This is a genomic window from Bradyrhizobium sp. USDA 3256 (assembly GCF_054058275.1).
The window spans coordinates 785054-798216 of sequence record NZ_JBSSAE010000002.1 but is presented as its reverse complement, the minus strand read 5'-3'; the positions used below and the strand labels follow the sequence as shown (position 1 = coordinate 798216).

Sequence of the window (13163 nt, the reverse complement as noted above, 5' to 3'; positions counted from 1 at the left end):
GGCCCGGCTCCCTGCCCCAGCCGGTCGACCTATCGATCTGGCACATAACCACTTGAGATCCGGTATCCCTGAGGCACAGTTAGATTCCATATTATTCGATGCAGGGTCGATCGCTGCGCGATTTCTCCAGAAAGCCTGAGTGGAGCTTGAGATTTAGAACGCCAACTCATGGGTCAATTTGGCTCAGCAAAACGCCGACCCTTCATGGGCAGGCGCCTGGCCAGCCATATTGCATGACGAACTGGAAATTGCGGGCTTGCGTTCGAACACCTTCAGCGTGGTGGGAATTCGTCCAGTTCCCCTTGAAATCTGTGGCATCTTGTCCGTCGATTGCCTGGTTCTGTTCATCGCCTGGCATCTCGCCTCGATGATTCAGCTGACGGACGTGGTGGCGTCGGGATCATAAATGGTGGGCACGGTTCATCAGCCCGTGCAGCGATTTTATTCAGAACAAAGCCGCCTCGATGCATAGGTGTATTCAAGGGCCAGTCGACGCGCCATTTCGATGAGATTGGCCGACGCGCTGTGCCCCCCATCGATGTTCTCGTAGTAGAAGTAAGGCTGGCCCAGGGCGGCGAGCTTTGCTGCAGCCTTGCGGCCGTGCGCGGGATGCACACGGTCGTCCTTGGTGGAGGTAAGAATTAAAGGCGCCGGGTATGGCTTGCCCGCCACCAGTTTCTGATAGGGCGAGTAGCCGTCGATCCACGCGCGCTGGTCGGGAAAAGCTGGATCACCGTACTCGCCGATCCAGGAGGCGCCGGCGCCCAATTTGGTGTATCGAAGCATGTCAAACAGCGGTACCTGAATGATCGCCGCGTTGAAGAGCTCGGGACGTTGAGTGATTGCGGTGCCAACGAGTAGCCCGCCCTGGCTGCCGCCAATGACTCCGAGCCGACGCGGACTTGTGATCTTGCGGCGGATCAGGTCCTCGGCAACGGCGATGAAATCATCCCACGTCGTCTGCTTCGTTGCGCCTTGGGCCGCTTGATGCCATTGCGGGCCAAACTCGCCGCCCCCTCGCAGATTTGCAACGACATAGGCATTACCCTGTTCGAGCCAGAGCCGCCCCACAGGGCCTAGATAAGAGGGCAGAAGCGAAGCCTGGAACCCGCCATAGCCATAAAGAAGGGTCGGAATGGCGCCGTCAAATCTTGCGTTCTTCGGTAGCACCAAGGAATAGGGAATTGACGTGCCATCACGCGAAGTCGCTTCGAACTGCTCTACGACATGCTTGGACGCATCAAACGCAGTAGGTGTCGTCTTCAATTCCTCGAGTTTTTGAGTTTCGGCATCAAAATACCAGACTGACGTTGGCCTGAGATAGCTTGAGACGGCGAACATGGCCTGGTCCGCCTCGTCGGAAGCGGCTGTCACGCTGACATTGGTATGTTCCGGTAGCTGGATCGGCGTCGCCGACCAGGCTCCCTGATCGTACTTGTAAACGAACGCTTTGCTTTGAACGTTATCCAGGATCGTCAGGATCAACAGGTTCTTTGTGAAGCTTAGCCCGCTCAGGGCTTGACGAGGCCTAGGCTTGAAGACAAGCGAGGCTTTGGCGTTCAGTGGATCCTGTTTCCATTCGGTCAGGTCATACGAAATCAGCGAGCCGGCACTGAAGCTGACATCACCCGACGGCGTCCACTCCTCGTCAAGTTTCACAAGCAGGCAATGATTCACGAGGCCTACGATCTCCGCTTTCTTCGGCAGATTGAGTTTGACGACCCCATCGGGGCGGAAGAGCACGTACTCATGCTCGAAAAACCCGATTGCGCGAATGGCCCCCGTCGCATGAACACGACCTTCACTGTCTCGAAGTACCAGGGGCATCGCCCGAACATCGTTCGGCTCGCCGCGAAAGACCTCGCGCGCCTCGCTGAACGGCTGAGCGCGTTTGAGCTCCTTAACAACAAAGGGGTAGCCGGCCTGCGTCAAAGAGCCCTCGCCCCAGTCGCCTGCAACAAGGAGCGTGTCACGATCGACCCAGCTGACGCTGTGCTTGCTCTCTGGAAGATAAAAGCCGTTCGCAACGAAGCTCTTTGTCTCGCGGTCGAACTCGCGCATGGATGCGGCATCCTTGCCGCCGTCGGAAAGGCTGATCAGGCAGAGGCGCTCTTCAGGCGGAAGGCAGCTGGCGCCTTGAAAGATCCAGTTCTTGTTCTCGGCAACCGCCAAGGCGTCCACGTCAAGGATGGTTTCCCACCGTGGGTCTTGGCGACGATAGCTCTCAAGCCTGGTGCGCCGCCAGATGCCGCGCACATTGTCCTCATCTTTCCAAAAATTATCCAACCCGTGACGTCCCAGGGAGACGTATGGAATTCGATCCTTGGCCTGCAAGATAGAGAGCGCCTGTTCGTAGAAGACCCGATAGCGGGGATCAGCCTGGAGTACCCCGAGTGTCTTCTCGTTCTCGGCACGGGCCCATGCCAATGCGCCCTGTCCTTCGATCTCCTCGAGCCAGAGGAATGGATCTTCGGTGACCGTCGCAGCCTTTCGCTCCTGTGAAAGTGAACGCTCCTGTGAAAGCGCAGCGGAGGGGAAGCAGGCAATCGAAAGCAGCGCTGCGGAGAGGACTGACGTGTTCATGGACTTGCTCCGGCTGAGGTCGTGCGGCCACGCGGGCCTGGCGCGTCAAGCAGAAGCTGCGGAAAGTACGCAACGCATGACATGGCTCGGCTCGCGCTATCTCCCGGACCGTCCACTGCAAGCTGCATGCCGACCAAAGCGCCGCAAGTTTCAGCCGCTTAGGGTGCACCACGATGTCCGCTTGTCGACATTGGTTGCCAAGCAGACAGGGCGATGTCGGCAGGACCGAGTGTCAGACAGCACCGTCTGATCTTTTGCGGCCAAGTTCCGGAACAGAGGACCGCTCGCCACCCGCCGTCAGAACGCATACCTCCAAATGCGAGGTACAATCTTCCGAGCTATATCATCGGACAGACTTGTCGATGCGCGTCAGCATGACATAGAGCAGTACGTTGATCAGCAGCCAGATCGCGATCAAGCTGAGGGCAGTGCGCATGGCGATCTCCGATTCGTGACTGTAAGGATCCGCTGAGACGTTCCATTCGTCATGCGGGCCAGCGCGGGCCGAAGGAATCGCGCCAGCCGCCAGACCTGTATTGTGCCTCTCGCCTGCACCAGAAGCGCAATCCGCCGTGTGCTGTTCGCCCCGTCAGGCCTCCTCGGCATCGGACTGTTAGGCGAGCAGAACTAGGCGAAGCTGTCCGGTTCCGGCAGGACCCAGAGTCTGTTCTGCGTATGCATCAGTGGAGCCGCCAGCGCCTCAAAGCTTGACTTAACATCTGCATAGGCAGCCTCCTTCAAGGCGGCATCCCTGGGGTCGACATCGTTGAAGGCAGTCAGAGCCTCAGTATAATTCTGGTACAGCGGCATTTGACCTTCGTTGGTCCAGCCAAGACCGAGATGGTGGAACTGATCAGCCGGAACAGTGACGCGGCTTTTGTCCAGTTCGCTAACGTAGTCCGCCGCCCAGTCGTGGATAGTATAGGATTCAATCTTGTCCATCATCGAGCGCCAGCGGGTGACACGCTCCTCAAGCGGCATGTGACTCGCCTTCGAAATAGCGGCTGCGATCTCTTCAGGGTGGTTTGGATCCACCAGAAGCGCTTCGTTCTCATTGAAGTCTTCAGCTGCGCCCGCAAACTTGGATAGGACCAGCACGCCGGGATCCTTCGGGTCTTGTGCCGCAACATATTCTTTCGCCACGAGATTCATGCCGTCGCGCAACGGGGTTACGACGCCGACATGGGCGGCGCGGTAAAGACGCGCGAGTGCCGCCTGGCTGAACGAATCGTTCCTGTAGTGGATCGGGCTCCACCTGTCTGTGCCATGCTCGGCATTGACGCGGTTGATCGCGCTCTCCACGTCGTCTTTATATTTCTGATACTGCTCGACATCGGCGCGTGAGGACGGTGCGATCTGCAACAGCGAGATGCTGTGGGGCTCCGTCCTTAGAAGCTGATTGAACCCTTCGACCCGCTTGTCGATACCCTTCGTGTAATCGAGCCGGTCGACGCCGATCGCAAACTTGGATCCCTCGAAGTTTTGCAACAGTGGTGAGACTTTTTCTTGCTCTGCAGGAGAGAGATCTGCAGCGAGATAGTCTGCGAACTGCTTGGGATCGATCCCGATTGGGAACTTTTTCAGCCGCGTCTGACCGCGCTCCGTGGTGACGACGCCATCCTTGGTTTCCAGTCCGAAATGGGTTCGGAGGTACGCCGAGTAGTTGTTCAGATCTCGGTTCGTCTGGAATCCGGCCAGGTCATACTTCAGCGTCGATTTCATCAGTTCGCGATGATTGGGCACGCGGTCGACCATATCGGGCTCGGGCCACGGCGTGTGAAGGAAAAAGCCGGTTGGCCGGTCGATGCCAAGCTCATTCAGTTGGGCTCCGAGCGGAAGCAAATGATAGTCATGCACCCAGAATACGTCCCAATCTCGTACGTCGTAGACCGCACCCGCAATATAACTGTTGGTCCTTTGATAGCATTCATAATCGTCTTCCGAGACCGACATCCGATCTGGCAGGGAGTGCAATGCCGGCCACAGCGTCGAATTCGAAAAACCACGATAATAGCCAGCATGGTCAGCGGCCGGCAGATCGAGCCTGGCGACAAATCCCGCACCAGTCTCGACCAGTGGCAGGGGCACCTGGGTCCCGTCGCCGCGGTTTTCCGAGGAGCCGACCCACACCCCGCCGGACCGTTGCACGACCGGCTCGAGGGCGGCGGCAAGGCCACCGGTCTGTGGTTTATTGGGATCGAAGGGTGCAATGCGGTTCGAAATGACGACAAGCTTCAGATCAGGTTGTAGGTTGACCACATCTGCCGCCTCGTCCGAGGCAATAAAATGGGCAGAACCTGCACCGCCTGGTTCATCCAGCTCCGGCGGTATCTCGTCCAGCTGTTGGTCAAAGGCGTGCTGGTTTATGGTTTCATCTTGATGGGCAGCGCCTGATGTACTGCCATAAGCCAACGTTGCCGTGTCGAGCGCATCATGAATTCGAACCATCTCAAAACTCCGTTTGACGATGTTTGCGTTTGATTCAGTCGCAGATCAGCCCCGAGAGATATCCCCACAACGCCAGGATGGCAGGGCTGGCTTTCGGGAAGCTGACCAGTCGCGCCAAGTGGCCAGACTGCTTTATTCATCCAAGATCGGAGGCGAGGTCGTGGAAGGAGCTGCCGAATCTCGGATTTTGAGGCAAGACGACCTTGGTTTCCTCGCTTCAGTCCGATGCAAGCGAAGCATTGCTGACGTGTCGAGACTCAATGGTCCTCGACGCAATAGAGGAGCCAGGAGCTACCGGCCATATCACCTGGATAACGCCGGCCCGCGAGTTTCAATCCGCTTTTATTGGTTGATCCCTCAACCTCGAGAATCATCACATGCATCTCAAGCTCATGATCGGTGGCATGCCAAACCAGTCCAGTGACAAGCGCGCAACAGTGAAGCGTTTCAGATGTCGTTGCGTAAAGCGCATCACCTGAAGTGTCTCAGGCATCACCAAAACTATTCCACAATCGGAGGATATTGCGACTGCGCCTCCAAGCTCGCGACAATCCCCTTCGTTGCCCCTAAGGCTGCCCGGGAGACCTTTCAGTGCAGGAACCGCTGCTCGATTTGACCGTCGATGACATTGCACCATCGGGTGCGAGCCTGACGGTCTATGACGAGGAACACTTGGCTACATACTGGCGGCTACTTGACGCTGATGCTGAGGGTGCAGATTGGCGCGAGGTAGCGCGTGTTGTTCTTCACGTTGACCCTGCTCACGAATGGGATCGGGCGCGTCGCGCTTTTGACAGCCATCTCGCTCGGGCGAAGTGGATAGCAGATGACGGTTATCGGCAGCTTCTCCGCAGTGGCGCTCGGAGCTAGACGAGTGGATCACCTCGCAACCCATGACGCGTCAAGCCGGCTGAACAGCAATGTCGGCCTTTAAAGAGCCGAACTCAATCAATTGAATTCCAATAAGAGGAACGATCACCGTCCCTGGTGCGCCCTGGCACCGCCGGGAATGCCTTTACTGTGAGCCCTTGCGGCCTGCACTAGGCATCTATTCCAGCCGCGTTGCGGATGACTGGTTCCTGCAGGCTCACGGCTTGTTGCGGGTATCGCCGAAATACTTGGCGACGACCCGAGCCGATTTCGTCCGACATGTCAGCTACGCGAAATCCCGTCAGTGTATCCGATGGCTGCCAGGCCTATCGACGATAGCAACACGGCTTGCCGCGACAAACTCATGTGAATCCGCACAGAAGAAGACGAGCCATTCACTCGCAGAGCCGGACACATTTTTTCCAGTCACGTACCAACCTTATCAATTGATCAAGAAGACAGACACGTGGCATGCATCTGCGTCCGTGCCCCCCTCAAGACCGTTGACCTCGGATTGGGTCGAGAAGGATGAAAAGGCTGCTCCTGGGCACGATAGTCATCATCTTACGAGGCCCGTCCGGCTGCTGACATGGGTGAGCAGCAGAAGTCGCGTGCTCGGGTTTGTCTCGAGTGCGCGGGCGTAAGCGTCGAGAGCGGATTGTCGGCTCGCTGGTTCCGGCACGTCGAACTTGACGACCTCGACCCGCGCCGGATCTTGAGCGCGTTCATCGCATATTGCGTCGAATCATAGTCGAGATCGTGTCGCCGGGTTTCAACCTATTGTAGCCATCGATGAGGAGTTGCAGGGCCTCCGTCGCGCCGCGCGTCAGCGCGATCTCCCCGACCGCCGCGCCCACGGCGTTCGCCACCCCAGACACGTTCGCATTTGCCATCGCAGAGGCACGCCAATGGACTCTTTTGACCGGCGACGGCGGTCTGCGCGAGTTGGCGACCTCGGTCGGTCTGCAAATGCACGGCGTGCTATGGATTTTCGATCAGCTCGCAGACGGCAACCACTGCGAACTCAACCGGCTGCACGCGGGGTTGACTGCCATTTCCACGCATCCTCGATGCCGGCTTCCGACGACGGAAGTACGGCGGCGACTGACCCGGTTTGGCGCGTGAGTGATGCGCTACGAACAACAGCAGATGACCACAGAGGACCGATCAAACGCGCTGTCCCTCGCCTTTCTGAATCCTTTATCCGTTGCCATGAAGGGCTGCAGCATGGGCGCAATGAGTTTGATCGGATCGGGCGCTGTGGCTTCACCATTGGTTTTCGCCAAAACTTCGGCATAAGCAACAAGATCACGGTGAACGGCGGCCGGCAGTCCGACGGTGATCTTGACCGGCTTGTCGTCTGGAAGAGTCGAGAGTCCTCGCCTACAGCAGGCGAGTTCACGACGATCCGTTCCAGCAATCGATCGGGTGGGAAGGAGATATGAGGGCCAAGAAGCTCGAGGCACATAGCTCGGACACGGTTGTTAGCATTCGATATTGAAAGGTTTAAAAGAACTATACGAACGTTTGTAATGCGCCTTCCTACGGCTCATGCTGAGTTCAGTGACCGCCGACCGTTCTCGGCACCGCTCCAAAGTACTGTTCGCTGCGAAGGGAATTGCCGCATTTTTGCCCAACATGTTAACCTCTTTCGCCAGAGAATGGTGGACGGCTACAAGCATGTATAACCAGCTCACCAAATTCGGCAATTCAGCAACCCAGCTTATTTTCGGTAGCGTTACGCTGGCGGCTGTGACGCTCACTTCCGTATACGTTCACAGCCATTTCGCAGCGACAGCGTTTGCCTATCTGGTGGTGATATTGCTGTTTTCGCTGATGGGCAGCTTCTTTTCATCGTCCGCGCTTTCCATCATCTCCGTCGCGGTTTTGACCTATTTGTTTACGCCACCAACATTCAGTCTCCGGATCGATGACCCCCAAGACCTTCTGGCGCTTGTCGCTTTCCTTACCGCATCAATTGTCGGAACGCACCTGATCAGAAACGTCCGCCACGAAAGGGAGACTGCACGTGAGATCGCAGCAAAGCTACGGCAGAGCGAGGCTGATTTGCGCGACCGCGAGAAACGCTGGCGCGCGATCTTTGAGCATAATCCGGTTATGTACTTCATGGTTGATGAAGCCGGAACGGTCCTCAACGTCAACACTTTCGGTGCGACACAACTCGGCTATGCGCCCGAGGAAATAGTCGGCCTATCCGTGCTGAATGTCTTTCGGAACGAAGATCGCGAGGTTGTCCGCAAATGCATAGGAGAGTGCCTTACAAATATCGGCCAATCGCACACCTGGGATATCCAGAAGGTCAGGAAGGACGGCTCGGTGCTTTGGGTGCGCGAAAACGCCAAAGCCATGCTGTGGGCGGATGACAAACCCATCGTCCTCATCGCTTGCGAAGATATCACTGAGCGAAAGCGGACCGTGCTTGCTCTGCAGCGGAGCGAGGCCCATCTGGCTCAGGCGCAGGAATTGAGCCATACTGGCAGCTTCGGCTGGAGCGAAGTCACCGGCGAGATCTTTTGGTCCAAGGAGTTTTTTCGGCTTTTCCAGTACGATCCGGAAATGAAACCAGCAGCGCAACTCGTCCTGGATCGCGTCCACCCAGAAGACAGGGCCTCGGTCCAAGAGACTATGGATCGAGCGTATCGAGCCGAGGATCGAGCGTTTCGAGGTCAGGATTTCGAGCACGAATACCGACTGCTGATGCCTGACGGGTCGGTAAAGCACATTCACGCGCTGGCACGGGCCACGAGAACCGCGTCTGGTGATACCGAGTTTGTCGGCGCGGCGACGGATATCACGGCGGCAAAGCAGGTGGAACAGCAGTTGCGCCGGAGCGAAGCCTACCTGGCCGACGCGCAGCGACTCAGTCATACGGGCACCTGGTCCTGGGACTGCAACCATCGCCGTTTTGCGTATCGCTCCGCCGAAGTCAGCCGACTGTTTGGCTTCGCCCCGGAAGAGCGTGTGACCCTTGAGGCCATCCGGTCGCGAATCCATCCAGACGATCTGGCGCTGCAGCAGGAAGTGCAACGTCGAGCTATCGAACAAAAGACAGGGAACTTCGAATATGACTTCCGAATCCGCCTTCCTGATGGCGCAATAAGGCACATACACGCAATTGCGCACGCCGTGGTGGGAAGCGATGGCACGACCGTCGAGCTCATCGGAACGCATATGGATGTCACCGAGCAAGACGCAGCCAGGGAACGGCTAGAAAGCACCCTTGCCGCGCTGCGCGAAAGCGAGCAGCGCTTTCGTGACTACGCCGAAACGGCTTCCGACTGGCTATGGGAAACCGGACCAGACCATCTGCTTACCCAATTCTTGGAGCACGCCGGCACCGCGGGCGTCGTGGCGAAAGGGGTCATCGGCCTGCCCCGCCGAGAAATTGCGCGCGACGTCGAAGAAGACCCCGAGAAGTGGCGACAACATCAGGCGACGCTAGACGCACATCTCCCATTTCGAGATCTGATCTACCGTACCGTCAACCGGCACGGTTGTCCGACCTACGTCCGGACCAGCGGCAAGCCCTTTTTTGACGGAAGCGGCAACTTTCTTGGCTACAGGGGCGTCAGCACCGACATCACCGCGATGATTCGGGCAGATCAGGCCGAACAAGAGCTGAGGAAAGCTCAAGGGGAGCTAGCTCATGTGACACGCGTGACGACGCTTGGGGAGCTGACAGCGTCCATCGCCCACGAAGTAAACCAACCGCTCGCCGCCATCATCAGCAACGCCGATGCGTGCCTCGGTTGGCTGGGTCGCGACACGCCTGACCTTCCTGCTGCGCGCAGCTCGGTGGAGTGGATCATCGAAGACGCGATCCGGGCGAGCGAAGTGATCCGCCGCATCCGGGCACTCGCGAAGAAAGGCGAGATCGAGATGGTCGCAATCGGTATCAACGACGTCGTCAAAGACGCCATCGCGCTGGTGACACGCGAGTTGGCCAATCACCAAGTCACCTTGCGGACTGAGTTGGCGCCGACGCTACCCGCGATTCTGGCCGACCGAGTTCAACTGCAGCAGGTGATCATTAATCTCGTGATGAACGGGATCGAAGCCATGCAAACGGTTGACGACCGCCCCCGCGAACTCATGATTCAGTCATTCCTGGATGATATGGGCCGGGTGCAACTCTCGGTGACTGATTGCGGCGTCGGGATCGCCGAGGATGATACGAACCGCATATTGGATCCGTTCTTCACCACCAAGGCGAGCGGCCTTGGAATGGGCCTGTCGATCTGCCGTTCCATTGTGGAAGCCCATGGAGGGCACCTGTCAGTCGTGCCGAAGCAAGGGCCGGGCGCAACCGTTCAATTCGTTTTGCCGTTGCACGAGGAGGCTGTATCGTGATTGGGCGCTTTGACTCACCGCGAGAAAACAGGAAGGCGGCGCAGCCGACAGGTGCGACCGTGTTCGTTGTCGAGGATGACGCCTCGATGCGTCGGTCGCTCGCCCATGAAGTGACGATAATTTCCCCTATCGACCAGAACGACGACGTGCCATGGCTTGACGCTTCGCGGTGGACGATGCTGCCGCTCGAGTCATAAATGACGGCGGTTGCCGAAGCCGAGGCCCGGATGCAGCACCGCCGGCTTAGTCGCTTGCTGACCATCGGGAATCCGGGCTGCGCAAGCGGCCTGGCTCTATGCCGTCAAAAAATTTGCCGCGCGCCTCGGGCGCGCGGCGCCGTCCGCCCGAGAATGCCGGTCACCGCACGAACAGAGGCCCAGCGTATCAATCACACTCGCAAATCTAGTGGCATCAGACAACAGAACGAGCAAAAGCGATACTGACCACCAGCACTCATCTCGACACAGATTTGATGGAGCTCCATCAGGCCCTCGACATGACCTTCGCTACTTCGACGGCTTGATGAAGAATGAGATGCAACCCCTATTGTCGTTGTAGAGCCATTGGTACGTGCGCGGGAGGATGAGGACCGCGTCGTTCACGTAAAAGAACAGCTCATCGGTTACCTTCGGCGTGACATACTCGGAAATCTTCTTTACGCGCCGGTCCGGGTCAGGTTCGAGAAAGTCCACTTCGCTGCCAAGAGAGCCATAGCGCGCCACCGGCTGAAACCAGGGCTGGAAATAGTATCGCCGCAGCGGTGATGCGAGAATGTGGATGGCGGTCTCGGTCCAGGACAGCTGAGTGCCGTCCTCCGGATTATGGAAAGTCGAATATCCGCGCGCGTCCGTTTCAACGTTGCCATTCATCAAGGGCTCTTCCCCGGCGCCCGCGGCTAGTTTGCATGTGTCTTTGCTGGTCGAATACTTCTCATACTGACGGGCCAGCGTTGTCGGGTCCGGGTTGGTCCAAATGTAGTATCGCTCGAGGCGGCTGACCTTATAACCCGTGGCAAAGCACGGGTCGGACGTTTGAAAGGAGACCAGCGTTCCGGCATCCGGAATGTACTCCAGCTTGTCCGTTCGCTTGCAAATCAGCCCCGCCTGGTCCACAGCCGAAGGCGGTCGCCGACCGTGAGCGCCAGATATGCAATAACAATGGCCGAAAGCGCCGGACCCAGATAGTAGCGCCATCCGGAACGGACACCCATGAGGACACGTTCACGACTTCCTGGCGTGGAGCTGGGAGCCGCCTTCGGCGCTGGAAGCTTTCCCGCGAACGCCTTGTGCCAAAGCGCGGTCATTCGGTCGTCGATCGCCGAAGCAACGCGCCTACCGCCGACGATCAACGCTCCAATGATACTCACCAGGATCAGGAACGTCCCGGGATACTGCGCATAGGAGGCCAGCCATTGGGATATCCACGAAGGCAGGAACCCACTCAGCATTCGGATAAAGTCCGAAACCCATTTGAGCGCGTTGACCCTCTCACCCAGCGGATCACTCCGCCCGGTGAACGGAAATACGACAAATACCACCGTCGCCGCCAACGTGAGGAAATATAGCGCCGCGCGGGTGTAGACGAGCGGCCAGACATCCTCGCGCTCGGCGATAACGCGCGCCTGGGCTTGTTGCGAGGTTTCCGGCGTGTTGATTGTCGGTCCTGACGCGCTGTCCGGCAGGCTATCGATTCTGAAGCGGACGCTGCCGTCTTGGGCTATCTCTGGCGAGACAACATCATAGTCATGTGGAATTCCAATCGGCGCATAGACATGGGCGTTGTTCTTTATGCGCCTTAATACCGTCTCGTGGATCTTGGGCTTCTCAACATACACCTCATCACCCGTCGTCCAGGAGAAGCGCTGCCGGGTCAGCCGGGATATGCGCCGTGGCCCGTAGCGGTAGTAACTCGCCGCGCCAGCGCGGGAGTCATATAGCCGGCCGTCTTTATCCTGCGCCTGCTTGGTTTCCGCGAGCGCTGCAGGGTTCAGCCGAGGCGCTTTCACGATCCGCGTGACGATGGGATTGATCCTAGATCAGGGTCTGATTCCAGCAGAGGGCATCTCCGATAGCGAATTAGACCGGCAGGCGAAAAGGGCCTACCGGGCGTATCACAGGAGGCATTTCCACACGAACTGGTACTTGATGGTTCTCGGTCTGAAGAAATTGCTTGGAGGAGAAGTGTCTTCCAAGTCAGCGGGAGTGCCGGCCGGAAGGAAGGCGCCGGTCATCCGCTTTCTGTCGCAATAGTCAGACAACATGTGGTTGCAATATACGCTAGATGAGCGTTGCTCGCCCATGAGTCAAGGTCAATTAATCTTTCATTTTGGAATCTGCTCTCGAAGGGTCCTTTTCCAATCGGAAGGGCGACTTGGTGACTTGGTGTCCTTATATGCAGCGCAGATCGCACAGCCCTTCAGCGCCTTTCGGCGTCATCACGCAGATTCTCAATAGATGGGTTGCGAGCTCCGTCCGTCCGGTTCGTACACAATCCCGGATCTGAACTAGCTACGGTTATTCTTGACAATCACAACCTGAGCTCGAATCATTCAACCGATTGGGATCGACCATTTTCGTTGACGTCGTGCTCTTAAATTTGAGCTGCGCATGGGAGCTTGGCTCCCTGTTCGTTTAGCTGCCTGGAAAGAACGATCAAACGGCTGTAAGGCCCAAACTCAATGGCCCGGAAATCGTTATCGACATCTCCTCAGCAATACGCCGTGGCCGGAAGGAGTCGCGTCCGGGACGCGCCGATGGCGATCTACCATCTGCACGTCACTAACATCAGCAGGCGCGACGGCCGGTCGGCCGCTGCCGCGGCGGCCTATCGACTGGCTGGAAGCCGTTCGCGCCGAGCCAGCGCCCCCCATCGTCAACCTGGAGAACCGGCTC

General features: G+C 57.9%; 10 protein-coding genes. 4 read left to right on the top strand and 6 right to left on the bottom strand.

The features are described 5' to 3' along the window. Positions 1-178 precede the first annotated feature (178 nt). Positions 179-406 (top strand): hypothetical protein, encoded by a 228-nt coding sequence (locus ACVWY5_RS05410; protein ID WP_456671647.1) that lies wholly within the window; start codon positions 179-181, stop codon positions 404-406. Positions 407-441: 35 nt separating this feature from the next. Here the strand turns inward: ACVWY5_RS05410 and ACVWY5_RS05405 are convergent, their stop codons facing one another. Further along, positions 442-2583, bottom strand: a complete 2142-nt coding sequence (locus tag ACVWY5_RS05405; RefSeq protein ID WP_028336639.1) for a prolyl oligopeptidase family serine peptidase — start codon at positions 2581-2583, stop codon at positions 442-444. A 627-nt stretch (positions 2584-3210) separates the two neighbouring features. Then, the gene (locus ACVWY5_RS05400) at positions 3211-5031 is read right to left on the bottom strand and encodes an alpha,alpha-trehalose-phosphate synthase (UDP-forming) (protein WP_321177037.1); all 1821 of its coding nucleotides are present in this window, start codon (positions 5029-5031) and stop codon (positions 3211-3213) included. A gap of 591 nt (positions 5032-5622) precedes the next feature. Between ACVWY5_RS05400 and ACVWY5_RS05395 the strand changes: the two genes are divergently transcribed. Further along, positions 5623-5901, top strand: a complete 279-nt coding sequence (locus tag ACVWY5_RS05395; RefSeq protein WP_080667203.1) for a DNA -binding domain-containing protein — start codon at positions 5623-5625, stop codon at positions 5899-5901. A gap of 725 nt (positions 5902-6626) precedes the next feature. On the opposite strand, the gene ACVWY5_RS05390 is transcribed toward ACVWY5_RS05395, so the two are convergent. Further along, entirely contained in the window at positions 6627-6794 is a 168-nt protein-coding gene (locus ACVWY5_RS05390; protein WP_321177036.1) for a hypothetical protein, read from the bottom strand. Positions 6795-7034: 240 nt separating this feature from the next. Then, positions 7035-7322 carry a DUF2274 domain-containing protein gene (locus ACVWY5_RS05385; RefSeq protein ID WP_080667208.1) on the bottom strand — a complete coding sequence of 96 codons (288 nt, stop codon included), beginning with the start codon at positions 7320-7322 and terminating at the stop codon, positions 7035-7037. Positions 7323-7581: 259 nt separating this feature from the next. Between ACVWY5_RS05385 and ACVWY5_RS05380 the strand changes: the two genes are divergently transcribed. Then, positions 7582-10272, top strand: coding sequence for a PAS domain S-box protein (locus ACVWY5_RS05380; RefSeq protein ID WP_028336640.1), 2691 nt, complete (start codon positions 7582-7584; stop codon positions 10270-10272). A gap of 506 nt (positions 10273-10778) precedes the next feature. Here ACVWY5_RS05380 and ACVWY5_RS05375 read toward each other — a convergent pair. Together ACVWY5_RS05375 and ACVWY5_RS05370 are read right to left on the bottom strand one after the other, a co-directional pair. Then, complete coding sequence (locus ACVWY5_RS05375) at positions 10779-11384, bottom strand: hypothetical protein (RefSeq protein WP_028336642.1); 606 nt, start codon at positions 11382-11384, stop codon at positions 10779-10781. After that, complete coding sequence (locus ACVWY5_RS05370; RefSeq protein ID WP_028336643.1) at positions 11366-12277, bottom strand: hypothetical protein; 912 nt, start codon at positions 12275-12277, stop codon at positions 11366-11368. The genes ACVWY5_RS05375 and ACVWY5_RS05370 overlap by 19 nt, the downstream gene beginning before the upstream one ends. A gap of 13 nt (positions 12278-12290) precedes the next feature. On the opposite strand from ACVWY5_RS05370, the gene ACVWY5_RS05365 reads away from it, so the two are divergent. Next, entirely contained in the window at positions 12291-12521 is a 231-nt protein-coding gene (locus ACVWY5_RS05365) for a hypothetical protein (protein WP_028336644.1), read from the top strand. The last annotated feature ends 642 nt before the right edge of the window (positions 12522-13163 follow it).